The sequence below is a fragment of the Pseudobdellovibrionaceae bacterium genome, assembly GCA_023898385.1.
In the GTDB taxonomy this organism is placed as follows: Bacteria; Bdellovibrionota; Bdellovibrionia; order Bdellovibrionales; family UBA1609.
The window spans coordinates 1,116,718-1,143,123 of the sequence record CP060220.1; the positions used below are offsets into that span (position 1 = coordinate 1,116,718).

The 26,406-nt window shown below is 45.2% G+C and carries 22 protein-coding genes; 10 read left to right on the forward strand and 12 right to left on the reverse strand.

From position 1 onward, the window contains the following. Window positions 1–52 precede the first annotated feature (52 nt). The 3 genes from tsaA (at window position 53) to H6626_04860 (ending at window position 3,805) form a co-directional block, all read left to right on the forward strand. Window positions 53–760: a tRNA (N6-threonylcarbamoyladenosine(37)-N6)-methyltransferase TrmO gene (tsaA, locus tag H6626_04850; protein ID USN48420.1), complete on the forward strand. Its 708-nt coding sequence runs from the start codon at window positions 53–55 to the stop codon at window positions 758–760. 81 nt (window positions 761–841) lie between these two features. After that, window positions 842–3,289, forward strand: coding sequence for a polysaccharide biosynthesis tyrosine autokinase (locus tag H6626_04855; protein ID USN48421.1), 2,448 nt, complete (start codon window positions 842–844; stop codon window positions 3,287–3,289). 6 nt (window positions 3,290–3,295) lie between these two features. Further along, window positions 3,296–3,805, forward strand: a complete 510-nt coding sequence (locus tag H6626_04860) for an SLBB domain-containing protein (GenBank protein ID USN48422.1) — start codon at window positions 3,296–3,298, stop codon at window positions 3,803–3,805. Here the strand turns inward: H6626_04860 and H6626_04865 are convergent. Then, window positions 3,802–4,440: a methyltransferase domain-containing protein gene (locus H6626_04865; GenBank protein ID USN48423.1), complete on the reverse strand. Its 639-nt coding sequence runs from the start codon at window positions 4,438–4,440 to the stop codon at window positions 3,802–3,804. The two genes, H6626_04860 and H6626_04865, sit on opposite strands and share 4 nt — an antisense overlap. Window positions 4,441–4,628: 188 nt before the next feature. Here H6626_04865 and H6626_04870 point away from each other — a divergent pair, with 188 nt between their 5' ends. After that, window positions 4,629–5,816: a glycosyltransferase family 4 protein gene (locus H6626_04870; GenBank protein USN48424.1), complete on the forward strand. Its 1,188-nt coding sequence runs from the start codon at window positions 4,629–4,631 to the stop codon at window positions 5,814–5,816. On the opposite strand, the gene H6626_04875 is transcribed toward H6626_04870, so the two are convergent. Both H6626_04875 and H6626_04880 read right to left on the reverse strand, forming a co-directional pair. Further along, window positions 5,781–7,064: an oligosaccharide flippase family protein gene (locus H6626_04875; GenBank protein ID USN48425.1), complete on the reverse strand. Its 1,284-nt coding sequence runs from the start codon at window positions 7,062–7,064 to the stop codon at window positions 5,781–5,783. The two genes, H6626_04870 and H6626_04875, sit on opposite strands and share 36 nt — an antisense overlap. Then, window positions 7,061–8,206 carry a glycosyltransferase gene (locus H6626_04880; protein USN48426.1) on the reverse strand — a complete coding sequence of 382 codons (1,146 nt, stop codon included), beginning with the start codon at window positions 8,204–8,206 and terminating at the stop codon, window positions 7,061–7,063. The genes H6626_04875 and H6626_04880 overlap by 4 nt, the downstream gene beginning before the upstream one ends. A 73-nt stretch (window positions 8,207–8,279) precedes the next feature. Between H6626_04880 and H6626_04885 the strand changes: the two genes are divergently transcribed. After that, window positions 8,280–9,413, forward strand: coding sequence for a glycosyltransferase family 4 protein (locus H6626_04885; GenBank protein ID USN48427.1), 1,134 nt, complete (start codon window positions 8,280–8,282; stop codon window positions 9,411–9,413). A 65-nt stretch (window positions 9,414–9,478) separates the two neighbouring features. On the opposite strand, the gene H6626_04890 is transcribed toward H6626_04885, so the two are convergent. Next, window positions 9,479–10,726, reverse strand: coding sequence for a hypothetical protein (locus H6626_04890; protein ID USN48428.1), 1,248 nt, complete (start codon window positions 10,724–10,726; stop codon window positions 9,479–9,481). Window positions 10,727–11,016: 290 nt separating this feature from the next. Between H6626_04890 and H6626_04895 the strand changes: the two genes are divergently transcribed. Together H6626_04895 and H6626_04900 are read left to right on the forward strand one after the other, a co-directional pair. Next, window positions 11,017–12,201, forward strand: coding sequence for a glycosyltransferase family 4 protein (locus tag H6626_04895; GenBank protein USN48429.1), 1,185 nt, complete (start codon window positions 11,017–11,019; stop codon window positions 12,199–12,201). Then, window positions 12,198–13,373 carry a glycosyltransferase family 4 protein gene (locus H6626_04900; protein ID USN48430.1) on the forward strand — a complete coding sequence of 392 codons (1,176 nt, stop codon included), beginning with the start codon at window positions 12,198–12,200 and terminating at the stop codon, window positions 13,371–13,373. The genes H6626_04895 and H6626_04900 overlap by 4 nt, the downstream gene beginning before the upstream one ends. A gap of 47 nt (window positions 13,374–13,420) precedes the next feature. On the opposite strand, the gene H6626_04905 is transcribed toward H6626_04900, so the two are convergent. The 4 genes from H6626_04905 to H6626_04920 form a co-directional block, all read right to left on the reverse strand. Continuing rightward, window positions 13,421–13,669: a hypothetical protein gene (locus H6626_04905; GenBank protein USN48431.1), complete on the reverse strand. Its 249-nt coding sequence runs from the start codon at window positions 13,667–13,669 to the stop codon at window positions 13,421–13,423. Next, window positions 13,666–14,055 (reverse strand): hypothetical protein, encoded by a 390-nt coding sequence (locus H6626_04910; GenBank protein USN48432.1) that lies wholly within the window; start codon window positions 14,053–14,055, stop codon window positions 13,666–13,668. Before H6626_04910 ends, H6626_04905 begins: the two co-directional genes overlap by 4 nt. A gap of 243 nt (window positions 14,056–14,298) precedes the next feature. Continuing rightward, the gene (locus tag H6626_04915) at window positions 14,299–15,447 is read right to left on the reverse strand and encodes a glycosyltransferase (protein ID USN48433.1); all 1,149 of its coding nucleotides are present in this window, start codon (window positions 15,445–15,447) and stop codon (window positions 14,299–14,301) included. A gap of 37 nt (window positions 15,448–15,484) precedes the next feature. Further along, window positions 15,485–16,204: an FkbM family methyltransferase gene (locus tag H6626_04920; protein USN48434.1), complete on the reverse strand. Its 720-nt coding sequence runs from the start codon at window positions 16,202–16,204 to the stop codon at window positions 15,485–15,487. A gap of 80 nt (window positions 16,205–16,284) precedes the next feature. On the opposite strand from H6626_04920, the gene H6626_04925 reads away from it, so the two are divergent. Further along, window positions 16,285–17,382 (forward strand): acyltransferase, encoded by a 1,098-nt coding sequence (locus H6626_04925; protein USN48435.1) that lies wholly within the window; start codon window positions 16,285–16,287, stop codon window positions 17,380–17,382. Here the strand turns inward: H6626_04925 and H6626_04930 are convergent. The 3 genes from H6626_04930 to H6626_04940 form a co-directional block, all read right to left on the reverse strand. Beyond that, complete coding sequence (locus H6626_04930) at window positions 17,357–18,535, reverse strand: glycosyltransferase (GenBank protein USN48436.1); 1,179 nt, start codon at window positions 18,533–18,535, stop codon at window positions 17,357–17,359. The genes H6626_04925 and H6626_04930 overlap by 26 nt on opposite strands. Window positions 18,536–18,909: 374 nt before the next feature. Beyond that, on the reverse strand, window positions 18,910–19,200 hold the full coding sequence (locus H6626_04935; protein ID USN48437.1) for a hypothetical protein: 291 nt from the start codon (window positions 19,198–19,200) through the stop codon (window positions 18,910–18,912). Between the two features lie 44 nt (window positions 19,201–19,244). Further along, window positions 19,245–20,210: an HNH endonuclease gene (locus tag H6626_04940; protein USN48438.1), complete on the reverse strand. Its 966-nt coding sequence runs from the start codon at window positions 20,208–20,210 to the stop codon at window positions 19,245–19,247. 760 nt (window positions 20,211–20,970) lie between these two features. Between H6626_04940 and H6626_04945 the strand changes: the two genes are divergently transcribed. Together H6626_04945 and H6626_04950 are read left to right on the forward strand one after the other, a co-directional pair. Continuing rightward, window positions 20,971–21,408 (forward strand): hypothetical protein, encoded by a 438-nt coding sequence (locus tag H6626_04945; protein USN48439.1) that lies wholly within the window; start codon window positions 20,971–20,973, stop codon window positions 21,406–21,408. Between the two features lie 156 nt (window positions 21,409–21,564). After that, the gene (locus H6626_04950; GenBank protein ID USN48440.1) at window positions 21,565–23,223 is read left to right on the forward strand and encodes a 4Fe-4S dicluster domain-containing protein; all 1,659 of its coding nucleotides are present in this window, start codon (window positions 21,565–21,567) and stop codon (window positions 23,221–23,223) included. A 1-nt stretch (window position 23,224) separates the two neighbouring features. On the opposite strand, the gene H6626_04955 is transcribed toward H6626_04950, so the two are convergent. Beyond that, complete coding sequence (locus H6626_04955; protein ID USN48441.1) at window positions 23,225–26,383, reverse strand: zinc-dependent metalloprotease; 3,159 nt, start codon at window positions 26,381–26,383, stop codon at window positions 23,225–23,227. Between the last annotated feature and the right edge of the window lie 23 nt (window positions 26,384–26,406).

Consider the following 26,406-nt stretch of genomic DNA (forward strand, 5'->3'; position numbering starts at 1 on the left):
CACTGCTAGGAGTATAAATTAAATTCTGTTACGAATCCACTTCGGAGATTAAATGGAATTTCTTCCCATTGGGCATATTGAATCCTGTTTTAAAGAAAAATTTGGCACTCCGAGACAACCTGGTTTAGTGCCTTCGGCCCCTGCCCAGTTGATTTTGCATCCTGATCGATGCCCTGAGGGCATATTAAGCGGGCTTGATGATTTCTCTCATCTTTGGATTATTTTTGTTTTTCATCTTAACTCAAATAAAAATGTTAAGGGCAAAATTGCACCCCCCCGACTCAATGGAGAACGCGTCGGCGTCTTTGCTTCTCGAAGCCCACTTCGGCCCAACCCCATTGGTCTTTCGCTGGCAAAGATAGAAAAAGTCTGTGAAGATAAAATTATCTTAAGCGGAGTTGACATCGTAGACCAAACGCCCGTGCTGGATATCAAACCCTACCTTCCCGAAACAGACGCCCCCCTAAAGGCCCAGGCGGGCTGGACGCGGGTTATTCGTCCGAAGCAATGGCCCGTTCAATTTGGCACCGAGGCGCAAGCCCAACTTGAAAGACTGCAGACGCTCAATCCATCTGTGGACTGGCAAAGTCTCATCACAGAAACCATTCAACAAGATCCAAGGCCACGCATTTACCGAAACACCCACTCCGACGAAAGTCGATACAAGCAAGACTTTGGTGTACAGCTTTTTGACATAAATGTTCGCTTTCGTCTGTACAACAATGAGTGGCACGTCCTGTCCATATCTGGCATGCGCTAATGGCGACTTCCGTCTAGTTTTCACAAATTGTTAAAGTCTTCTCCTAGACCTGTCGAAGAGTTGGGTAAGTTGGAGAAGTTGATGGAAAAAGAACACCATAAACCTGACAGGGAAAATGAGCGAAAGAAAGTGACGTTGCGTGATGACGAACATCAACGCAAACGCATGGGATTTAGCGAATTTTTCAATATCGTTCGCCTGCAGAGAAAGTATATTTACTTGATGGTGGCCATCACTACATTGGGCACCCTCATTGGCCACTTACTGAATCTTCCTGAATTTAAAGCACAAGCCACATTAGTAGTAGAGCCGCCAAAAGGGCCACAAGTTGTAGACATAATGAACCTGCAACGCATGGGCGCCCCTTCTGCCAGCGAACGCATTGATAGCTATTTACACCACCTACAATCAGATACTTTTTTATATAATATTGCGCACCAATTAAAGTTTGACACCAGCTTTGAAAAAATCAACCTGATTGCACCTAAAGACGTCAGTCTGCTCAAACGAAAATACTGGGGTCATTTTATAACCCATGTTATACACAAAAATGTGAAGCTTCCTTGGGATCAATCTCAAGAAAAGATCTACGTTCCCGTAGAAGCCATCGTCAGCTACTTAAAAAGTGTAGTTGAATATGAAACTGACTTTAACAATTTGATTTTTATCAAAGTCACAACACTTGACTCATACACCTCGCAAAAAATTGCCAATACCATTGCAGAAGACATCGTACAGTCATCACAAGAACGCAGCAGCGGCGAAATCACACGACTTGAAGAATATCTCACCCAAAAGATTTCTGACACCACTGCCCGACTGAAAAAATCAGAGTTGGACCTTGTGCAGTTTAAAAAGAAGCACAATATTATTTCTTCGACCCAACAAGCTGACGGCCTTGCCGCTCTCTTGCACCAAAATGAAACCCAGTTAAAAGGTGCTCGACTCCAAATTGAAGAGAACAATAAACTGATCGACTACTTCAGAAAAGAAAGAAAAAACTATTTAAGCAAACTGGCTTCTAGTGGTTCTCAGGCCACATCACTCACTGCTGGCGCTCACATCCCCCTACTTGAAAAGAAGATTGGTGATCTCAAGCGTGAACGAGATTTGATGATTCAACAAGAATACAAAGAAGACCACTGGCGCATCGTTGAAATAGACAAAGAAATTGATCGACATTCTGAAGAATTGGGACGAACTATGCGCGAAGCTCAACGCTCAGGATCAGGCGCCAATTCATTGGCCGCCTCAGAGCAAACTGATGTGGACCCCGAGGAAGCTTTACTTAAAATTAAAGATTTTAAAGAAAAAAACCGCGAACTTGAAGCGCGAATTTCCACTTTAAAAACAGAGCTGGGTCACACCCGTCGCCGCATTGAAACTTTGCCCCGCCTCGAACAGGAATACATGCAACTTGACCAAGCCGTACAGCTTGAATACAGCATCTTCACTGAGCTTAAGAAAAAACTCAGCGATCTTGAAATACAAAGAGCTTCACAGGTGGGCGACATCCGCGCCGAACAGATGGCGTCCCTCCCCGGGGCCACTCCGCAGAAATCACTGATTGTTAAACTGATTTTCTCAGTTTTACTTGGCGTGTTTTTCGGAACAGCCGTTATCACAGCCATTGAGCTGCTTGATCCGTCGGTAAAATCAAGAGACGACGTGGAAGACTGCGGATTTCACTATATGGGCGAAGTTCCCTACATGAGTAAAACAGATATCGTTGGGCATCGGCATGTAAAAGTGGGTTCGCCAAACCTCCTCGTATGCAACAATCGCCCTGAGTCACTGGAAGCCATGGCTTTTAAATATATCCGGGCGCAACTGGAGTCCATTGTAAAACATGGCAACGCGGCAAAAGTATTCACTATTTCAAGTCCCAACCAGGGTGAAGGAAAGTCTTTTGTTTGCAGCAATTTGGCCGTGTGTATTTCCCAACTGGGCAAAAAAACCCTGTTGATCGACTGTGACTTGAGACAACCGGCCGTGGGTCCTTACTTTGACCTGACGGCTCACTTGGGCGTAGCAGATCTACTCAAGTTCAACACCCCTATTAATGAAATTTTAGTCTCAAATGTATTTCCAAACCTCGATGTAATCACTGCAGGATTTGACTTGAGTAAATCCACCGAACTTTTAAGCAGCGATAAATTTCGCCTGCTCATTGAGCACTTCCGTGGTCAATACGACTACATCGTACTTGACGGACCACCGGCCAACGCCGTTGTGGACTCCGCTATTCTTGCGAGTATTTCAGACTTTGGGCTTATGGTTTCCAGTTACCGAAAAACCACGAAAAAACAACTTGTGGATGCCCATAATAAAATCCTGCAACTCGCCTACAAACGCATTTATGGTATCGTAAATAACGTGAAAGCCTCTGAATACATTGTGCCGTATTATGTTCGCCCCTACCACCGCGGATATCATGACCAGGGCCCCACCAACAACGGACATCGCCCTGGCGCTGATCCCGAATTGGCTGACTTTCTTAGCAACATTAAAAACTCAAAAACAGGTTAACTTTTCATGAAGCGGCTGATTGCAATTTTCTTAAGTTTTCTATTTCCAATCAGCCAAGCCTATGCTGCTGACCTCACCACAGGCTTTTCGTTGTCTGATGATATTATTACCGCAAACCAAGGCAGTGAATTTATCTCCGGTCGACGAAAAGGCGCTGTACTGATGAAGGTGAATCTTTGGGGCGCTGTTCGCAGACCCGGCATTCACCACGTGCCTGTGCGCACAGATCTTGTTAATCTATTATCTTATGCTGGTGGCCCCACCTCAGAGGCGCTACTCTCTGATGTAGTGATCAAACGAAAAACTGGCGGGCAAGAAAAAAGAATTGAAGTGGATTTGAATGATATCATTAGTGGTTCAAACACCAACTATTACTCTCTCGAAGCCAATGACATTATCGTTGTTCCCGAAGAAAAAATGTGGATCAACAACAATACTGTGGTCGTTGTGGGTGTCATCAGTACGGTACTCACCATGGCGCTGACTGCTATCTATATCTCAAATCAGGGTAACTAAGCTTTTTCTGCCACAACAAAGACATTATCCGAAAAACGTTGCCCCCCCAACAAACCAAAGGATGCCGTCTGCCAGGTGATGTTTGTGAATTTTGGTAAGACTCCTGATTCGGAGTAATACGTTTGAATATTTTTAAATCCCGCTTCTTTCAATACTCGCTGCAGATCTTGACCTAACAGAGCTGTAATATGGGCTGGATAATCGCGATCTGAAAAGGACACAAAATGCCCCCTTAAAAAAAGAGCCAGCAAAGACCGGAGGCTTTCGTTATTTGGCGTACTCATAATTAAATGCCCACCGGGTCGCAACATCTCAAACCATTGCCGAGCCACAAGCCTCGGATTCTCTAGGTGTTCAATGACTTCCAGTGCAACTACCACATCAAAAGCTTCTGAGGGCAGCCCAGTTTCATTATTTAGATCAAGATGCAGCCACTGAATACTTTCAGGCAATTGACTGGGTCTGGGTAGCAAGTCGGCCCCAGTGACCTTTTGAAATTTTTGTGATTGCCAAAGAACCTCCGAAAAGGCTCCACGCCCGGCACCAAAGTCGAGGGCCTCTCCAGAAAAATCATGCTGTTTTATCAACTGCAGACAACGTTGGTAGATCACATCGTGGCTTCGGCCGTCGCTCATCTCGGACGCCTTCACCCTTTGCTCAGTTAATGTACTGCTCGAACTCACCGGCCTGTTCCTTTTTCTAATCAGGGCAAATCCCAGTTGGGGTGTGAGTTTTTATTTTCAAACACAATGTGACGTTCGTCAATCACTGCAAATTGACTCACGCTCTTTGCAAATCTACTCTTGATAGGTGAGATAAAAAAGTGGAGGCCCCTATCGACCGCAGCGCCAGCTCCGATTCTGTTAAAAAAATATCTATTCTCTATGTGGTCCCCAACTCTGGAGTTGGCGGCGTTGAAACGTTTCTTAAATCCACTTGGAAACACCATGATCCTCAAAAGTTTTCACCTTCTTATGCTGTTTTTCGACCAGGACCCCTCACTGAATGGCTCAGACAGAATAAAGCTCCTGTGTATCAATGCCCCTTTATCCCCCGACTCCGCCGCCCGGATCATTATATAAAAACTGTTTTGTGGTTAAAAACGGTGGCAGAAAAAACGGGGGCCGATCTGGTGCACTCCAGTATGGCCTATGCGGCGTTATTTGCTGGACCTGCGACGTCACTGACAAAGGTCCATCATATTTGGTTTCAACATGGTCCCGTGGGTGGGTGGATGGATCAATTGGCGGCCACCCTTCCCCATAAGTTGCTGTTGGTTAACTCTCAACACACACTTAAAGAACAACAGCGTGTGGAACGAACAATATCTGTTTTTATACCCTCTGGACGGCAAGTAAAGGTCCTCGCTCTTGGAAGCGATGACCCGAGGGACACGCTTTATTTGGCTGATGTGGAGCAAATGAAAAAGACGCTTCAAATCAGCGAAGATGACTTTGTGGTGGGTATGCTCTGTCGCCTGCAACCCTGGAAAGGTGTACATCTTCTTATTGAAGCCCTAAAACACATAAAAAAAACAAAGCCCACTTTGAAAATCGTTGCCGTCATTTGGGGCGAGCCCTTAGATACGCCCTACGCCCAACAACTCATAGCTGAATCTGAATCCTGCGGGCTCAACGTTAAGTGGCCCGGCTTCACGGCCCAATCGTCAACGGCCCTCGCCAACCTCCATGTACTTGTGAATGCCTCCACCACGCCCGAGCCCTTTGGCCTCACTCTAACTGAGGCCATGGCCCTGGGCAAACCCGTTATTGCTCCGAAATCAGGCGGCCCCTTAGACATTGTGAAAGCCCCTGATACGGGTTTATTGTTTGAACCAGGTGACGCCCATGATTTGAGTGAAAAGTTGGTTTTACTGGCAAGCTCCCCCGAACGGCGCAAAGAAATGGGACACCAAGCTCAGCTGCGAGCGCAAAAACTATTTTCTGCCGCACGCATGATGAATGATTTAGAAAATTTATGCCTTGAAACCCTGGCGCAAGGGAAAAAATAAAAACACTGCCGTTACTATGGGTATAACTAGAGTGGTGACCGCGGCCCCCATTGCCCCCATTTGAGGGATTAAATAAGCGTTACCCAAGACATTTAAAATCAATTGAACTATATTAAGGCCTGCCAAAAAATGCGTCTTATTGAGTCGAAATAACATTAAGGTCAATGGGTTAAGAAAAAAACCAAAGGCAAATTGAAAAACTAAAATCTGAAATACAATCACCGAACTCTCGTATCGGACCCCTAATATGACCTCGATAATCCATGGGGCCAACATGGCCACAATAAGCCCGCCAAACAAAACAATAGGTAGTAAGACAAATAGTTTTTTGACATAGTTTTTCATTTCAGAAGTATTTTTGTAGGCACTCACCACAGGAAAAAGCACCGTCATCACGCCTGCGTTGATCACCGGAAAGACCGCCGCCAGTCGCTGCCCCCCCACATAACGAGCCACTTCGTCAACGGAGGACAAAGCTTTTAACATAAGAATATCGGCTTGTGAGAACAAAACATTGGCTACCATGGAAATCATCACCCAAAAAATTAACACCCAATGACCAGAGAACGTTTGAAGCAGTGGCGATCGATATCGCAAAAAGGTATGACTATTGACGACCCCGCCTAAAACCAAACTCACAAGTGGCACCATCATAAACGCCACAAATGCCCAACGAAAATCCAATTGAAAAAAACCTAGTGCCATAACGAGAACAGCGAATTTCATTACAGTCGGCACCACTTTTAAAATGGATAAGTGCCGAAATCTTTTTTCTGACTGAAGTTTAGTGGCATAAAAGCTCGCCACAATCGAAGCCACCCCAGCTACCAAAGTCAAACGAATCCACATCGTATGGGCGGCAAGTCCCTCAAAAAAATAGGAGTTCACGAAAGGGGCAAAAATCCATCCAAAAAGCAAAACAACGAAACTCAGTAATAACTTAATCTGAAAAAAACCATTATAAAGCTTTTGCGATCCTTTATGGTCAGAGAGGATTTTCGGTGAGACAATAGCAATAAACGAGCCCGAAAGCCCCAAATCACCAAACTGAGTGGCAATCATCAACAAACTGACTAAGGGATAAAGCAAAGCGATACTTTCGGTGTCGAGATTTTTTAGTACAACAATAGAAATCGCAAAGCCAAGACCAGCCCGTAAAAAATCAGCCGATATGATCATTGAAACGGCTTTCAGTAAACGTGACCTTGCCACTTCATTGAGCGTGGCCTTGAATCCACTGAACTTCACCGAACCACCTCAATAAATAAGTCTCGATATTGCCTAGCCACTTTCTCAGCTGAGAATACTTTGGCTCTCTCCAATCCACATTCGACAAATTGGTTTCTTGTTTCAACCTGCCTCAATGATCTCTCAAGTGCCGCAGCCCAAGCCTCCACATCGCTTTCTGGAACCACTTGCCCACAATTGCCAATCACAAAGGGGATCTCTCCCGAGTTGCTTCCAATCACTGAAACGCCCGATGCGAAAGCCTCAACCAGCATGCGGCCAAATTGCTCTCGCCAGTTTTTTCTTGTTTGACTAGGGACCATCAGCACATCCACTGCCGGCAATCGCGCGGGCACTTCATCATGCTTCAATAACTCCAGACGCAAACGAGAGGCCCAACCCCGCCGCGCGACCCAATCCTTCAGAGTCTTTTCATAAGGCCCCGTGCCCATAATATACAAACTCCAAGGCAGGTCCTTGGGGAGCTTTTCAATGGCCCCCATCAAGATCTCACATCCTTTGTCTTCAGTCAGACGCCCCAAAAACCCTATCACTGGTGCCTTAAGACCTAACTGTGCTTGCAGGTCTTGTTTTTTCGAAGGGGAAAGTGGCAAAAATAAATCTGTGTCCACCGCCAGTGGGATTTCATATCCTTTCGATTGTGGCATGCCCTTTTTCACCATTTCAGAAAATACCAAGTTGCCACAGGCCACCCATGCAGAACACCAGTTCCACACTTTTTTCTCAAAAAAACTAAAGGGTGGCGGATATTTTTTCACAATGTTCTGAGCGGTCCATGCCACAAAGGGAATATTTTTTTGCCTAAAGTAGCGAGCCAGTTGGTAACCTGAAAAAATATATGGCTCTTCCCACACATGGACCACGTCGAATTCTTGTTGCTCCAAAAGCCAATCTAAAAGGCTCAAATCATAGCGAAATAGATGTATTTTTCCACTCCACTGGACCGGGATGCCAACAATATTTAAACTCGACCCCTTGGGCTCGGGTTCTAAATACAAAGATCTCAGCGAGCCGTGAAAGAACTGCGGAGCCACCACAGTGACAGATAAGCTCGGGTCTGCCGCCATAGCCCGCATCACAGATCGGTTGACGGAAACCACATAAGAATGGCCAATGCTTAAGACTCTGAGTTTTTTTTCCAAAACTTATCCGATGAAATCTAGTGTTCAAAGTTCAATCATACCGATATAATTAAACTTCAACCAGGGAGAACTTTTGTCTGAAGCAACTGGCAAGCCCCATCGCATAGCTGTGGTCATCCACGATCTCAACTTAAAAGGGGGACAAGACCGCTGCACGCTTGAGATTGCAAAGCACTTAAGCCATCAGGTACCGGTGGATATTTTCGCCTACACCTTTACCGACTTTCGTCCTGAGCAGTGGGGCACGGTGAGTTTCCATCCTATTAAACCTTTAATCCGAAGACCCCTGCCGATAAAAGACCTTTGGTTTCAGCAAAAAACGGGATGGTTAAAATCCACATTAGCACCCCATACGCAAGTACACGCGGCTGGCGCCTGCACCACGCAGTCAGATGTTATACATGTCCATTTTGTGCAATCCGCATGGAACGAGACACAGGCAAGCCCCTATCATCAGATGCTTAGAAAATACAAAGTGGCCATGGAAAGGGCCATTTTTACCAACGACAAAAAATTCATAGCCATTTCAAGCAACATTAAAGATGAACTGATTCACCACCTCGACATCAAAGCTGAAAACATCGCGGTTATTCCCCATGGCGTGAACAATATTGAATTTCAGCCTCAAGAATTAGCTGACCCCAATGGTCACGAGCGACAGCAGTGGCGTCACCAACACTCCATTGATGAAAAAGACTTTCACGTGCTGTTTGCAGGAGCTCTCAATGAGCGAAAAGGTTTAAGCTTGTTACTACGAGCCTTAGCCCTTTTTCATAACCCTAAAATTAAACTTTCTGTGGTTGGCGGCGGAAACCCTCAAAGTTTTAAAAAGCTAAGTCGTGAACTGGAACTTTCTGATCGGGTGAATTTTTTGGGGCCGCAGTCCACAATGGCCCCCATCTACCGCAGCGCTGATGCGGTGGTCATGCCATCCATGTATGAACCGTTTGGACTTGTGGGCCTGGAAGCCTTGGCATGTGGAGTGCCCCTTGTGGTTTCTGAAAATGCCGGCGTCTGCGACATCCTCACCAATCAGTCAGACAGCCTCTTTCTTCCACAAAATCCTCAACCTCAAAACATTCATGAAATACTTCAAGAACTTTTTGAAAACCCTGAAAAAGCATTATCCTTAAGAAATGAAGGCCTCAAAACAGCCAGTGCCCGACCCTGGTCACTGGTTGCTAAAGAATATCTCCATGCATTTTGATTGTAATATTTAAAGCCAAAGAGTTCGTGCTACTCTCAACTGATATCTTATCCCGCAATAATGACTCAGTCGTCGCTGGATAACCTCATCAAAACACCCGAGAAAAACCAAAAGAAACTAGACTCAGGGTTATAGAGAACGCCTTCGGCTCCGTATAAACCTACAACGCTAGCTGTTAATGCCGACAATATGGCAAGCTGCAAGGATCGCTTTTGTGGGTCTTTTTGATCTCTCAAACTAAAAAATCCTCGAATGAGAATTCCAAACAAGATAAATGTTAAAAGCAACATACCGGGAAACCCTAGCTCCACCAATGAGGCAATCCAAAAATTATCAGCAAAAAAATGATCGGCTGAAAAATAGGGATCGCGGTTTCTTAACTTCTCAAAAGCACCACCGGCAGCCCCCACACGCGCAAGACCCGCCCCAAAAGGAACCTCTACTAAATACTTGGTGAACCGCTCCCACGCTCCCCTTCTGGCATGGCTCATGGAATCATATTCAAAGGTGGTCAACGACCGCTTCACCGCTCGAACGTTCTCAGCGTAGGAGTCTTCGGCGTAGTTGGTCAGCTGTGGTAAAAAGTAAAAGGTTGATCCCACCAATAGACTTGTGAGGGCAAAGTTATATGCGGCCCTTCGCCACGACAGCCGACCTATGCGCACAAGATTGCCCAGGTAATACATACTTACCCCAAAAAGGGTTTTGAAAATAGCCGAGCGCACTTGGCACAGAACAAGTGTTAGTCCCAAAAATGGAGCCGCTAAGATCATCAACACACGCATGAGCTTCGAGCGATTGTTAAAAATCATATATACGACTAGGGGTGTGACTAAGAAAATCCATACGGCGGGAGCCCCGGGCAAATTAGTCAAACCAAAAGGGCGAAAGGCTTGATCGGCAAACTTTGAAAGCTGAACACTGTACCTAGAGTGTAGAGCCAAAACACTGTCTGGCCCGGTTAGCCCCTGATAAACACCAGTAAATGTATGGACCAACGTGATCCCTATCCAGGGCCAAATAAAAAAGTGTACATCTTTAACCGATTTCACCAAGTAAAAGCCAAAAAAGTAGAGAGTAAACATGGACACATACACTTTAGCGCCCGCCACCGATGAAAATAAGCTCAATGAATAGGGGTGAAAAATATTAATCAGCACCCAAAAAAAGTGGAAGGCAAATAGAAGTGTAAAGGGAGGCAGTCGCTCTGGCTTTCTTCGATACAGATAGTTTTCAATAAGGGCCTTTGCGCAAAGGGCCACCACCAGGATATCGGCCCCCACATGCACGAAGGGGTGATAATTTGAAATCACCTTAAAAAAGCCGTCAAATCCTATATAGAGAAATACAACAAATGTTGCGACTTTGAGCGGTAAAAAAAAAAGCGGCGAGCCCCGAAGCCGCCAGTCCAATCATGGACCAGGATTTGAGATCGAGATAATTAAAAGACAGACCGAGCACAAAAACAATAAATGAAGCTGCGGCAAAAATGTACTGCTGACGTAGATTCATAGGTTTATTCTGCCACAACCGCTCACTATTGAAACTCTCCTAGAGAATTTCTGGACCCTTTTTCTTTTTTAAGAAATAATTGCTGTATATTATGGCAAAACCTTTTCGTCTTCTGATCACAGCCTTCGACTATCGTCCCCGCCTGGGCGGAGTGGCCACCTGCGCCGACCACCTGGCGGAGGCCCTCGCCCGCCGGGATGACATGGACGTTTTAGTCTTAGCCCCTCATCATCCCGACGAAAAGCATCACGACCAAGGTCGACCTTTTCCGGTAAAGAGAGTCACCCTTCCGGACGAGGCGTTTTTAGCTGTCACTCCTTTTTCATGGAGAATTCGACGGGCCGCTAAAGAGTTTAAGCCGAATGCCATACTCAACACCCTGTGGCTGCCCGATGCTCTGGCCACTGCCGCGGCAAATTCACTATGGGGCATTGCCACCCCCTATTACATTTTAACCCACGCCGTTGAAGTTTTAGAATCTAACCGCACACTTAAAAAAAGAATAAGGCAGTCCCTACAGGGCTTGAAATATCGCTGCTTTAGAGGAGCAAAAAAAATTTTTGCCGTGAGTGATTACACAAAACATCTTGTGCATCAAAACACCCAATCACCCCTTGAGAAAATCGTCACTGTATTTAACGGAGTAGATACAAAAGAATTCTATCCCGAAAATGCCTCCAAAAACCTCATAGAGAAACACCAACTGCAGGGAAAAACTGTTTTATTGACCATTTCCCGCCTGGTGCCCAACAAGGGAGTCGATCAAGTCCTGGCGGCGCTGGCAAAGCTCTCTCCCCTTTCTCACTACATGAAGTATTTGATTTGTGGCACAGGTCCAGATGAAAACCGACTGAGACAGCTCAGTTCTAATTATAAACTGGACCGCGTGGTGGAGTTTGTTGGCGCCGTACATCCACAAGATCTCCGAGACTATTACAATGTTTGCGACGTATTTTTGCTAGTCTCAAGAGAGGATCTCAACTTACCGGCCACGGAAGGTTTTGGAATCGTATTTTTAGAAGCGGCTGCCTGTGGCAAACCATCAATTGGAGGAGATAGCGGCGGCATTCCCGATGCTATCAAAAACGGAGTGACCGGCTGGCTTGTGCCCCCCTCAAATCCAGATCAACTAGCCAATACATTAAAGTCAGTGCTGCTTGACCCCGTTGAGCGAAAAAAACGCGGAGATGCGGCCCTGCTGCGGGTGCGGTCTGAATTCACCTGGGATCACATTGCCGAGAAATTCGCCCGCCAGTTTATAGAGGATCAACTGTGAAAGTGGCGTTTTATACCATAGCCACCCATCTAGGCGGCGCCGAACGAAGCCTACTTGATATTGTGACCCGACTGGATCGGCAATCAAATGGCCGTTACACGCCCTGGGTAATTCTCCCGCAATCGGGCGGCCCCATGGTGGAGGTATTAGAAAAAAATAAAATCGAATTTGAAGTACTGCCCTTTCCCGATCAATTTTTAAAGGTGTCGAGACAAAACTTTTTGAATGACACGCTAAAGGCACTCCCTCAGCTCCCCCACATCACTCAATATGTTAATCAGCTGACAAAACTATTAAAAACTTCGTCTCCCCATCTTGTGCATACTTCGGGAATTAAGTGCCATTTGTTGGCCGGCCAAACTTTGCCGTGGCATAAAACGCCTGTGCTTTGCCACCTGCGCGACATCTTGCCGCAGGGTCTGACCTTAAAGCTGCTGCGTGCAATGGCCCGACAAAAAAACTTTCACCTCGTGGCCAACTCGAAAAGCACGGCCCACACTCTCGCCCCACATCCTGCCCATGTGGTTTATAACGGCATTGATGTTCATCGATTTATACCTAAAAAAGGCTCCACATTTAGAGACCACCTCAAGCTTGATGAGTCCACTCCCCTGGTGGGAATCGTGGCCGTTCTAGCTCAATGGAAGGGTCAAATGCAGTTTATCGAAATGACCAAACAACTGGTTAACGAGGGGTCCACGGCTCATTTCATTATTGTGGGTGACCCTATTTATGACACCAGCTCCGACGAAAATTACAAAGACCAACTGACGGCCCAAATTAAATCCCTGGGGCTACAACAACGGGTGCATCTGGTTGGATACATTGATCCACCAGAAGTGGCCATGCAAGGTTTAGATATTGTCGTTCACGCCTCCACAAAACCAGAAGCCTTTGGCCGCGTGATTATAGAGGCCATGGCCTGCGAACGCCCCGTTGTGGCTGCCAATCAGGGTGGTCCCACAGAAATTATTGATCCCGGTGTTACCGGCCTGCTGTACCCCATGGGTGATGTGGATGCCATGGCAAAAAGTGTAAAGCATCTTTTGGACAATCCTGAACGGCGTGAAAAAATAGGTCAAGTAGCGAGGGCTGCAGTGTCGCAAAGGTTTTCCGTTGAAGCTATGGTCGATGGAATTATCAAGGTTTATGATCAAATTGAGCCGTACTAAGTTTTACATGCTAGGTTTTAAAAACTGTAATCTCTTTGATGGGCACCTTATTTTTGCTTATCGACCCAATCTTGCATCAGCTTCTTGATCATTGTCTGGTATTTTACATTATGCAGCTCAGCTTTTTTGCGAAATACTTCTAATAACCTTTCGTCGACCTTTAGGCTGATGAGTTTTGATTTCGAGGGTTTTGTGTGTAGCTTGCGATAGTCTTCCAAAAACCTAAGAATTTCTCTCGGTTTCATTTTTCGACACTGCTCAAGATACTCTTTACTGAAGTACTGGACGGTTTTCATTTCAACGCCTCCAATGCTTTAATATCTTCAAGATCTTGCTTACGGCCCGATTTCTTTTTCATTTTGATGAGGTCGTCAACAGCGAGCACGGGCAAACTCTCAGGGCCCACCTTGACGTTTTTTACACTTAACTTTTTCAAATCTTCAGTCAAAATGATATCTACGATTTTGGACGGATCTTTGTAGTCTATGAATGACCACGCTATTAGGTTTCGATTTTTAATGTACTCCTCACGGAATTGGTAGACTTCCCGCCCAGACACTGGCAGTCGGGGCGTGAGCCCAAGAGATTTCAACGCGGCTTCAGCCTTAACAAATTGTGCCTCTGAAATTTGAATGATTACATCTATATCAACGGTTCCCCGCACAGCTCCATGCAGAGCCACTGCGTACCCCCCAACTATAGCGTAACGAACTTTTTTAGCTTTCAAAGCCCGACAAACCTCGACCAAAAACATGCCTTAAGTATATACTAGTATATACTTATTACTAGCAAAAAAAAATAGCGTAATTCGACAATTATCAAGGCGGCTCTAACAAGGTCAAGCCTGCAAACAGCCCCCTGTCAAATCTGTCTGCGCAACAAATCGCAATACTACTTTGATTTCTGTTCCTAATGGAGTGGAGCCCTAACTGACCTGGCGTAAATCGTTGATCTTTTGTTGTTCTGATAAGCTTTCAAATAGCGCCAAATAACTATTTATCATCTCTGCGGATTGAAACTGCGATTCAAACCGCAGACGCGCGGCTTTCCCCATTTTTGATCGCATTAAATCATCAGATAATAATTTACCAATAGCATGGGCGAGCAGCTTGGCGTTATTGGGTGGCACCTGCAATCCCGTTTCACCATCTGCATTCACAAAGCGCACTCCCGATTCGAGCGATGTTGAAACAACAGGCTTTCCACAAGCCATCGCCTCAACCATAGACATACCAAATGCTTCGCTCTTGTCTATTGAAGGTAAAACGAGTAATTCACAGCCATGTAAAAGTGAAGCAAATTCATTGCTGTCCTCTACCCGTCCTAAAAATTCGATTCGATCGTCGATGCCTAATTCTTTGGCATAGGCCATAAGCGCTGGCTTCTCTGGGCCTCGGCCAACGATAACTAATTTCTGTTCAATGTGTTGCATAGCCTCAAACAAAATATGTAACCCCTTATAGGGCACAAGCCTTCCGACAAAAAGCAAAAATGATCCGAAGCGGTTTTTGTTGTCTTCGAGCAGCTGCTGACCTTGTTCGTTCAGTATCAACGCATCTTCTCGAATACCAAATGGAATGATATCGCACTTGTGGGCATAATCTTTTAGGGTATGACTGTACTCCACATGATACTGGGTGGCCGCTACGATTCTTTGAGATTTATTCAACGCCCGTTTTAGAAATGGCCTATAAAAGGGCAAAAGCCATTTCTGCCTGACAACGTCGCAGTGGTAGGTTGTGACCAAAATGCCACGAAGCTTCATTATACCGAGTGCTAATTCGGCCAAAGGATTTGGCGAGTGCAAGTGAATCACGTCAAAGTCATTTGCAATTTCAATCAGGCGTTTCACGAATGATAGGCTTAATGGTTGGGATGCCAATACCCCCATATGAGACATTCGCTCCACGTGAACACCATTTATTGTTTCTTTATCTGACCGGCCATCTTCCGAATAACACAAGACTGTGACATCATGCCCATGGGCCACCAAGCCCTCAGACAGATCTCGAGTCACCGTCTCAATGCCGCCGAGATGGGGGTAATAATATTTGCCCACGTGTAAAATACGCATAGAAACTTATCGGCAAAATTTTGTTTGGTTTTAACCGCTAAGCGCCGTTTCTCAAAAAAATCAAAGAATAGGCACACACCGACTTTAGACTGTAGTCTCTGTCTTTTAAAAAGCTATAAATTCGACTGGGCGCTTCGGGATGACTCAATGTATATTCGTGATCCTCAACCACCACGACTTTTGGCCTGTAGGATTGCCAATCCATAGACTGCAAAACTTCAAGATCAAAGTTTTCCACATCTACAGACAGAAAATCGATTTCACGACCTTTGGGCACATGAGTATGAAGCAAGTCCCTTAATGGGGCCACATTCACCTCAAGTTTTTGTTGAACTTCTACTCCTCTAGCCTGACAAACTTGCACGTATTCTTGGGAGAACGTATTACATAGGGGATCCTGCATTTTGTAGTAAACAAGTCGAGAAATCTCTGCCCCCACCCCACAATTGAGGTTTGTGTCTCGAGGCCGCATCCGTCGAAATAGTGAAATCACATCCGGATTTGGCTCAATGTTTATCCCTTGAAATTTACGACGACGATAGAAAAAGTAGGTGTTTGAATAATGCCGTGGGTGAAATGCCCCCACATCCACAAAAAACCCTCCGTACTTGTTGTCTAAGAGATAATTGATAATGATGTCCTCACCAAATTGTGAATAATGTAAGCTGGCCCAACCACTGACGTAGTCGTTCCAGGCTTCATACAGTCGCCGGTGATATTTATCTGGCACCATACCTTTTACAATATCTCGAATCATGACATTTTCCCCGCTGCCGGTTTGAGATATCAGTATAACGCTTCCTTTGACCTGAGTCCGGTCCAGTTTATAATGTTTTTATGATAAAAAACGACTCTCTCCACAGTTACTTTCCCATGCTCGATGGCATTCGGGCTATTAGTATCATTTGGGTGGTGTTGCACCACCTCCCCGTCTCGGTTCCGCCATGGCTTGAGGCCATACGACTTCGCGGGGACCTCGGAGTTGAGTTGTTTTTTGCCGTGAGCGGATTTCTGGTGACGCGAAGCCTTTGGCAATGTGTAGAAAGAGCCCCTGAGAACTCTAAAAGAACTGTGCTCTATGATTTCTTCATTCGTCGAACCAGTCGAATTTTCCCACCCTATTATCTCACCCTTTTGGGACTGACGGTGGTGGCTCTCGTTGCCGACAAGTCCCTTTATGCAAAACTTCAATCTGTTTCTGACATTATCTGGTCTTGGCCATTGTATCTATACAATTATGCGAAGTTTCACACCGCTGGCGACATACCCGGCGCACTTAACGTGATGTGGTCTCTCGCATTTGAAGAGCAGTTTTATATATTTATTATGTTAGGATTTGCCCTCTTCAACAAAAATCTTAAAGGCCTCTTGCTTATGACAGCCCTAGGCTCGATTGCTTGGAGAGGAACGCTGGCATTCGCTTCTCCTGAATCCATCACTCCTGCGCAATTGCAGGTTTATAGCCACTTAAGAATGGATGCCATCATTTGGGGATGCCTAGGGTGGATGTATTTCAGTCATATGGCTGCATGGAAATGGGTTCGAAAACCACTCACTCTTTGGCTGTCTCTAGCTGCCGCTCTGCTCACTGCGGGATTGCACCATCTTAATGAAGATGTGTTCTATTGGTCTTTTATTTATACCCTGATTGCACCGGCATTTACCTTTTTTGTGTTGTTGTTGGCACTCAATAGGGACCATAAATTAAGCCGGTGGCTGTCAAATAAAATTCTAGTTGCTGTTGGTGTCGTGTCATATGAAATCTATCTTGTTCACCAAGTTTTTGTCGGCGCGTATGTTCGGTTTGGATTTAGCAAACACCCTTGGCTCTACATTTTGATAGTTATTATTTCAGCAATTTTGGCAGCCCTTCTGTTTCACCGATTGTTTAGCAAACCCGTGCAAAAATTTATCCGTAAGAAATATAGCTCTTAGCCAGTATGTCCCATGAAAAATGCGCATCATAGAACTGCACAATGGGCTCCACGCCCTGCTTCTTTTGTTTTAGTGGCCACCCTTGCTTTAATGCATGAGTCATCTGAATTGAGAACAATTTCGGCTCATGATGCAATAGAGTCATAAAGTTTAAACCCTTAAACAACTCATCTCCTCGGGCCTCTGTTGTCGACAGCACCGGCACACCATGCTGAAGTGCTGCCAACATTGATGCTCGTCGAGTGGTGGCGCCGTCAATGAAGTAAGCCACAAAGCCGTCCATGATTTGTAAAGTATGACTCACCTCCTCGATACTTAAAAATCCCGTACCCACAACAAACTTTTTTGCCGACGCCTGTAACATGGTTGGCAGGTTTTTTAATATATCTTCTGTGGTTGCGCCGACAAAGACCAGCTTTAATGCCGCTCCGCCGGACGCCAAAAAATCAGACAGAGTCTGAATAATGAGTGGATAGTTTTTTGAAGGGTGAAAGGTGCCAAAACACCCCAAAATCATCTCGCCATGGGGAGCGATTTTTTTTCGCCGCTCATTTTTTTCTGCTTCTGAGATTGGGCTCACAGTGACATTAGAGCCCACAGGTAGATGGAAAACCTTGCGCTTTAGTCCAAAAAACAATTTCTTTAAAAACCGCGTGTTATAAGCCGTAGATCCGTAGAGCTGATTCGCCGCACCCCCACTGCCGACCAACATTAGAATGTGGGCTGAGAAAATCACCAGGGACTTCAAATCACCCAACAGCGGATAATGCAACTCATGATACATCACTTGCAATTTTACCCGTTGAATCCAACGCAAATACCAAAGAAAAAAAATAAAAGAAAAGTTAATCCCGCCCCAGGGCCCGTACATGGTGGGGACATACTGCACTAGAACTCTCTCAGGTTTAGATTTTTTAGAAAGAGTCTTAAAACACTGCCTTAAATGCCAAAATTTCCATTTACCAACAATGGGGAAAATCCCCTCCCACGACTTTGTCGCCTCAAAGATCTGGTCATTGTTGCTGGTGAGCACCTGAACAGAGCCTTCCGGAAGCTCGCGCTTAAGAGCTTCAAAAAACTCATAGGTGTAACGACCCAGTCCATCTTCAATGGGAAAAAACTTAGGTGACAAAATCAAGGTGTACGGACGCATATTTTAATACAATACCAGGGCTCACTATCATTTAGGTACTTTGTTCCAATATCAGTAGCCCAAGGTTTCGCGCCGCACCAATGTCGTCAATTACCCAAATGTCCAAGGAAAATGGGCCAAACTCGGGCTATTCAGGTGGTATTTCTAAAAAGTCGGCGACCATGTTAATAACTGTGACCTCTCAAGTGGATACCACCAATGCCAAACCCCTAATCGCGACTCAAAGTGTCGGAGGGCCGTTTCCTGCCCGCGAACTTGCTGGGCCTGTGATTTACGCAAGAGCTGCACTTTTTGGGACGCAATATCCACCGTGCCTTGCCAGCCAAACATTTCTGAATACAAAAATTTGTGTCGGGGCAGAAAAACGATAAAAGTTAACTGGTCAACAAGACAAGAACCATAATTTTATGCTCAGGTACAATATTCTTGCAAGTTTCCTTGCTCATCCCGCCAATTCTAAATCCTAAAATTTTGCCCGGGCAGACAGTCGATGATAAATTGCTGACCAACAAGCCCAGAAACATAATTTTCTGCTCAGGCACAATATTCTTGCAAGTTTCCTTGCTCATCCCGCCAATTCTAAATCCTAAAATTTTGCCCGGGCAGACAGTCGATGATAAATTGCTGACCAACAAGCCCAGAAACATAATTTTCTGCTCAGGCACAATATTCTCGCAAGCTTACTTGCCCATTCCACCAACTCTAAACCCTAAATTTCTGCCCGGGCAGAATATTCAAACAAAGATCCTTCATTTCGATTTTTCTCCTCCATCAAAAGGTGCGCTAGTTCATGGTGAGCTGGACACAGCGTAATCAAATTTTCAACACTGAGCTCACCTCCTTGCAATACTGGTACACGGTGATGCAAATGCAACCAGCGTTTAAATGGGCATTTTTGTCCTGATGGGTAACGATGCTGACATTGACGTTGGTCCCTCAGATTAACCTGATGTTCAATTTCTTTTGGAATAGCAAGGCGATCTCCATTAGCACTGATCGCCGGACGAGAAATTTGCGGGGATAACCCTGCTATATGTTGACGTCTTTTTGCCATTTCGACGGGATCATTTTTTTGCAAGAACAGGTCGGCCATTTTTTCAAATACAGTTTCCATGGATTCGGCCTGACCCGTTGAACTTGATATTAGGTCTTGAACTCTTACCAGCTTTTTATAAACGTCTTCACTCACTGGAGTATTCATTTCGATCACGTCAGAAGTAAGGTAGTGACTTCGTTCACCAGGCACTTTTTTCGGGTTGATCTTTGCCACCTCTTTTTCTAGTTCGGCTTTGGGTAGAGCGGCAGCCTTCAAAACCCACTGTTGCTCACTATCTGCCGGGATCACAAAAAGGACTCGAGCGGCTTTGCTTGGTGTAACCCTCTTCTCTACGAGGGCCGACTCTAGCATACTATATTTACGAGTGGCTTTTGCCAATCCCACATACATATAAGCTTGGGACCGACTCAAACGAAGACACTGAACCGCGTATTCAAATAACGAATTGTACCCACACCATCTATGCACCATATTGTCCTCGACCAGCTGCAGAGTTTTGATGAGATTAATTTCAGAACTTTGTAAATCAGATACAGCGGCTTCGGCTTTCTTTTGGATACGGCGAAATTCTTTGATGTTCAGAGATCGCTTAGCTTCGCGAAGATTCTTAAAGCCCATAATCACTCCCTTTTATAGTTTAGGTTGTTTTTTACGAATTCCTTTATACACCTAATTTTCGCAGCGATTTTTTCAAGAGGGATCATCCTGCAAAGAGAACACCTATTAAAGCGACGAAGTGCCCTTTTAGGGGTGCTTTTGGGCACCATATTCTTTTTTTGAACGTTCGACTGATTATACTTTATGGCAGGCCATTTAGGATCGTCGAAAAAGCTGTCAAATATTTTTGTTAAAAAGTATCTAACTTAACGCCAATGCGCCAAAAGGTGAGTGGCCCCCTGATTCAAAATTTGTGACTCACAGAATCTTGGGCAAATCGCTCGGGTATCAACCTCTGAATCATAGAACTAAAAACTTCCTGATTTCATTTTCTGCCCGGGCAGAAAATGTATCTCTTGTTTCATTTTTTTATCCGAATTCGATCGACCAAGACCTGTTCTGTTCGTGTGGATATTAACTATTGATTTTGCCATGGCCATTGCCTTTATCCAAAACGAACATCGCAGAAAACCCCCATCGGCAAATAAGAGAGGTGACGAAAAATCGATTTGCATTCCCACGGCAGCTGGCTTTTTAAGCCCTTTTTCATGGCAACCAATGAAATCACTTTAAGCTGGACACCAAAGTAAGCCTGTGAATAAACCGTTGCCCAGCTTCCAACTCATTTTGAGAGTCGAGTTAAGATTGATTTCATGTGGTTTTGATGGAACTTGCCTCTCAGTATTTGGTCGCTTAGACTTTCCCTATTCGGGAGGTGTGAGTGGATAAACTGAAACCATATTTTGTTTACTCAATAATTGGCGGAGGAGTGATGCTAGCTGCATTGCTTGTTGGCGAGGAGCTACATGGCCCTATTTTCAACGACTTTCTACACAAACCTTATCTTTGGATTTTTGCGTTTTTAGAAACCCTTTTCTGGGTAATCCCGTTGACCTGGATAGCTTCTGTTTTCATTGATAAGTTTCCAGAAATCAAAGGGGCCTATCTTGCTGGTCTGTCTATAGTTTATTGGGTCGCTCTATCCGTAGGTATTTTTTTAATGTATCAAGTGGTTATTGTAAACACAAGACTACCTCTTTGGAGTGAAGCCAATTTGGGCCTTCCCTATCTATTTGGCTGGTACATCCCAGGGGTGATCACAATATTTTTATTTTCCGCACTGTCACCATTTGTCTTTGAGCGAAAGAAAAATAAATAGTTCTATTATTTTTCTTTTTCCTGCCTGACCCGACGGCCTCGCACAAGTCCAAATTCACATTCCCCACTAACACATCGAGTCGCAGGCCGAAACAAGGTTCCTAAACTCCTCAGAATTCGTTAACTTTTAGAGCTCAAAAAAACAGGAGAATCATTAATGGCCCATGGTAAGTCCTTTCGACCCTCAGATTTTCAAGCCCCTTTGCCAATGGATAAACTCATCGTTAAAAATCCAACGCTCAGTGATGAAGCTGTCCCGTTGGATGTTGTGTTTGTGGGTGCTGGACCGGCCGGGCTTTGTGGCGCCATCGAGTTAGCTCGCCTTGTAAAAGCAGATAATGAATCTGGCGGTGGCCTTGGCGAAATTGAAATTGGAGTACTTGAAAAGGCTGAAAGTTTGGGTGGCCACACTCTCTCTGGTGCCGTGATGAATCCAAAGGTTCTTCAAGATCTTTTCCCCGAAAAACCGCTTAATGAGCTGCCCCTGCGGGGAGCCGTTCAAGGCGACAATGTTTTTATGCTCACGGAAACAGGCAAAGTTCCCCTTCCCACCCCTCCTACAATGAACAATCACGGCAACCAAGTGGCCTCACTTTGTGAAGTGGTTCGTTGGCTGGGACAAGAGGCTGAAAATTTGGGTGTGAATATGTTTACTAGTTTTCCCGCCGACTCGCTGCTCATGCAAGGCGGCCAAGTTGTTGGCGTTCGCACCACAGCTGCCGGCCTGAACCGCGAAGGCAAGGAGACAGATCAGTACATGCCGCCTACAGATATTGCCGCGCAAATCACCGTACTCACTGAAGGAACCCGCGGACCACTGACTCAAGCTTACTTAGCGGAGCAAAAAATCACATCCCCTGCCCCTCAGATCTTTGCTTTGGGCGTGAAAGAGGTTTGGCGAACAAAGAAAGTTCCTAAAAACGTAACCCATACCCTGGGATGGCCTTTACCAAAATCTGCATTTGGCGGAAGCTGGATGTACCCTATGGGTGAAGATCTTGTATCTATTGGACTGGTTGTGGGACTTGACTACAAAGAACACAACCTTGACGTACACCAGATGTTGCAGTCTCTTAAAAAACATCCCCTATTTAGTGAATACCTTGAAGGTGGTGAACTGGTCGAGTGGGGCGCAAAAACTATCCCCGAGGGTGGACTAAACGCTTTTCCAGAAAAACTTCATGGCGATGGATTGATCATGGCCGGTGACTGCGTGGGCATGGTGAATGTGCCCGCCCTTAAAGGTATTCACTATGCCATGCACTCTGGGGTTCTCGCCGCCCGCGCCGCATTTAAAGCATTAAAGGCTAGCGATACCTCCGGCAAAACTTTGAGCAGTTATGATAAATCAGTAAAAGACAGTTTTATATGGAAAGACCTTCATAAGGTCAGAAACATGCGGCATGCTTTTAAATCAGGATTCTATTTGGGAGGCCTAAAGGCCGCCCTCATGACGGCCACTGGCGGAGCCTTCCCCGGGGGTGGGCATGACCATTTGAGCGACGGTGATGAAAAAAAAATATTCAGTACAAATCCTGATGAAAAAAATATTGGGCTCAGTAAAGTGGATGCTGTTTATCAATCAGGAAATAAAACCAGAGATGATATTCCTCAGCACCTAATTGTAGGAAAAGACATCTCTCCGGAACTGGCAGATTTTTATTCTCACATGTGCCCCGCCGGCGTTTACGAGCGAAAGGGGGATCAACTTGTAGTTAATGCCCCCAATTGCGTGGACTGCAAAGCCACTGATGTGCTTGGCCCCCGATGGCTACCCAGAGAAGGTGGCAGCGGGCCAAGCTACACTCTCATGTAATTCACTCGGCCATGGCCTCGAGTAAGACTTCAAAATAGTCTTGCGAGGGCCAGCGGCCAGACTGATACCGACTGAGAGTATCAACTCCCAACTCAAGAACGGCTTTTGACACTCCCGAGCCGTCGACCCCTTCTTGCCCAGACAAATAGGCCATGGCCAACTGAATGTCTTCCTCGCTCGTGGCATCTAGAATTTGCCCCGCCTTCAAACCGCCTATTACTTTCGACGCGATGGAGGCCTCATTGAGGGCTAGATATCTGACTCCAGTGGTTGTATCCACATAGATGTATTCATCAAGATTTCGGCCATCTTGTGGCAATGCTCTTAAAACTCGCAAAGACCGCAGCAAGTGCCGCACTTCTGTAGACACTTTCTCTGATTTGCCCAGAGCCTTGAGCTCTCGGATCACTTGACTACTAAAGTCCACCCGACCCGAAGGCAGCCCAAAGAATTTCGACACGCTTTCTGACAGTGGCTCAGGAATTTCATGGGCTACCGACAACTGATACTCACCCTTGAGCGAAAACCCTTCACCCTCTTTTGTCGCAAAATGAATCACGCCTTGGATTCGATCAAGGACGACTGACTCTACGACGTCCGCAATCTCGCTTTTCAACTCGGGCATTTGCAGGTAAGTATCTTCGTATTTATCCAAAGTGGTGTTGCCAAATGACGTGCCTAGGAGAAATCTTGTAGCCAAAAGTTTATCTATCCAAATTCCTCGCACATCAATCTGATCCACATAGGGATTAATACTATTGGGGTCTTTTTTCGATTGAAACCAACGCCCCCCTTGCCCGATCACACTGTAGCCCGGTGCCAATTGCACGTTTTCAGAATCAAAACAACTCACCGCCTGCGCCGATAAGGCTTGAAGTGGTGCTGAAAACACTTGGTTTTGAGCGGACTGATGAACCACGGCACAGGTCAAATTAGGAGTTTTTATCACCTCAGTGAAAAATTTTGCAGAAAGCAAAGTGGCCTGCTTGAGATCTTTCAGAAATTCATACTGCTCCCACACCGGCGAGTTATCCGGCAAGCTAAACATATTCTTCACTGTTTCATATCTTTCAAACATCATCCTCAAGTTCATAAATTGTCCATAGACAGAACCTGCATGGGAGGCATCTTGATAGAGACTGAAATGGCGTCGTTCATTTCGCATATAAGCTCTGGCGTATCTTTTGTCGTAGCTTTTGATGTAGTGGGCTGCAATTTCTACTAAGCTGGTCCCCTCGTCAAATCGATTGCAATTGGGGTTGGCACCTACGTGCTCATCGGTGCAGTACTGATAGCCCTTAATATCTCCAACATCACCGGCCTTCCACTTTTCAACACTGACATATTGTTCGTCTTTAAGTTGCACCTCTTCTTTATAGGCATATCGAAGGGCTGCCACATCGTACTTTCCTAAAATCGGAAGTTCATTTATTGACGAATAAGCATAGTCCATAATTGAACTGTACTTAAACTCGGATTTAAAACCGTAGTCACTAAGTTCTCTGGCTGAATAAAAATTGTCTTTGTCTTCAGATCCAGCAAAATTATGTCTCAACCCCAGATTGTGGCCAAACTCATGCACTAATGTTGGCACCCAAACATGGGGGAGCAGCCGTTCAATAACTAACTCTTGCTCATCATCTGAAAGGTCTTTCCATGTTTTAAGTCCCACTTTAGCGATTACCTCGTCAATGCCACCATCAATAGCATGATGAAAATTAAAAAGCTCTGCCGGATAGTTCGACGTTCTTGACAAAAACTCAATCCGGTCTTTTAGATCAACTTTATTTTCTTTATAAGAAAGAGCGTCGGTGGCCACAGCTTTGAGCTTTCTCTCGTCGAGATTCGACTCTACGAAATCTCTCTTGTTTGATGACCAACCCTTAAATGATGGCGGCCCTGTTCGTGAAGAATCGCCTTGAGGATGATTGACCGCTGAGGACGACGCCATTAGAGATTGAGTGTTTTGTGCGTTTTTGATTTCGTTGATCCGCTCAAGAATGATATCATTATAGGTGTACTTAATGTACTTTTTGATTGTGCCAAGATACATGACAGTGCGTGCATGAACAATTTCTCCAGTCATTGGGTTTGAAGCATGTGGACCGTACCCGATAACTCCACTAGCCTGTGGATCTTCTACTAGCACAATAGAATTAAACCGGATATCTCCTGGGTCGACATTCGAATCATGATCTCTTAACTCGATCTGAATCTCAGCTCCTGCCTTGACCAGTGCGGCATTGATTGTCTGAATTGCACTTTTGGTGGCTGTCTTAATGTTTTCATATTTTGGATCGGTGAACGCACTGCTCAGGTAATAGACCACGCTTCTTTTTGGATTCCATCGATCCATATATTGTTTTTCACCATCAATAACATCATTATTGTCTACACCTAGCGTGCGCTTTTTTGTTGAGAAAAATCCGAAGGTTCTCTCATCAACGGAAGTGTATTCATAGGGCTTGTAATTTTTCGAAGCCAGCGCGGACAATTTCGCAAATGAGTAATGATATTGAACTTTAAATGTTAAATCCGACAAACTTTCTAAACCGTCAGAAGCACAGTCAATGGACGTTTTAAATGTCTTTTCAATTTTAATGTTTAGAGAATCTTGATCAATTTTCATATCGGCATCAGAAAATTGAGAATCCACTTCATTATAACATGAGCTAAAAAGGTTCTTTAATGTGACGGGAAGAAAGTTTATCTCTTTAAGAGCTAATTTAGCTGGCTCCAGCTTGAAGAAATTGCGTTGTTCCCAGGTTAGAGCACTATTTTGCTCTTCTTGATGTGTGCATTTTCCGTAGGCATCTTCGCGACACCGATAGTCCACATGCTGAATAGGGATAGACAATACAGGTTTTGCATTAAGATTGTTGGCTTGAAAGCGATCGTCCGCTTCGACTTCAATCACGTTAAGTGCATCTTCAGAAAACACAAACCGCACCCGCTTTGCATCTCCCATCCAATAGGGACGAGAGGCCGCTGACGTGCGTGTGGTGTTAACGGTGCTCGGCACATACAAGTAGTCCACTTCTGTATCAATCATTGATTTTGACACATCATCAAACTTGTCTTCAACGGATTGATAGGGAAGCTCTTTTGTACATCCGACGATGAACAGGAAAAAGGCCCCTACTAATTGTGTTTTACCCACGCCCCCTGACATACTATCCTCCC

Bases quoted from the DNA above. Each gene is read 5' to 3' on its own strand.
- H6626_04930 (USN48436.1), bottom strand. From the start codon at position 18,535: ATGCGTCCGTACACCTTGATTTTGTCACCTAAGTTTTTTCCCATTGAA.
- H6626_04905 (USN48431.1), bottom strand. From the start codon at position 13,669: ATGAAAACCGTCCAGTACTTCAGTAAAGAGTATCTTGAGCAGTGTCGA.
- H6626_04920 (USN48434.1), bottom strand. From the start codon at position 16,204: ATGATTCGAGATATTGTAAAAGGTATGGTGCCAGATAAATATCACCGG.
- H6626_04940 (USN48438.1), bottom strand. From the start codon at position 20,210: ATGGGCTTTAAGAATCTTCGCGAAGCTAAGCGATCTCTGAACATCAAA.
- H6626_04865 (USN48423.1), bottom strand. From the start codon at position 4,440: ATGAGCGACGGCCGAAGCCACGATGTGATCTACCAACGTTGTCTGCAG.
- H6626_04925 (USN48435.1), top strand. From the start codon at position 16,285: ATGATAAAAAACGACTCTCTCCACAGTTACTTTCCCATGCTCGATGGC.
- H6626_04855 (USN48421.1), top strand. From the start codon at position 842: ATGGAAAAAGAACACCATAAACCTGACAGGGAAAATGAGCGAAAGAAA.
- H6626_04895 (USN48429.1), top strand. From the start codon at position 11,017: ATGGCAAAACCTTTTCGTCTTCTGATCACAGCCTTCGACTATCGTCCC.
- tsaA (USN48420.1), top strand. From the start codon at position 53: ATGGAATTTCTTCCCATTGGGCATATTGAATCCTGTTTTAAAGAAAAA.
- H6626_04860 (USN48422.1), top strand. From the start codon at position 3,296: ATGAAGCGGCTGATTGCAATTTTCTTAAGTTTTCTATTTCCAATCAGC.
- H6626_04915 (USN48433.1), bottom strand. From the start codon at position 15,447: ATGCGTATTTTACACGTGGGCAAATATTATTACCCCCATCTCGGCGGC.
- H6626_04950 (USN48440.1), top strand. From the start codon at position 21,565: ATGGCCCATGGTAAGTCCTTTCGACCCTCAGATTTTCAAGCCCCTTTG.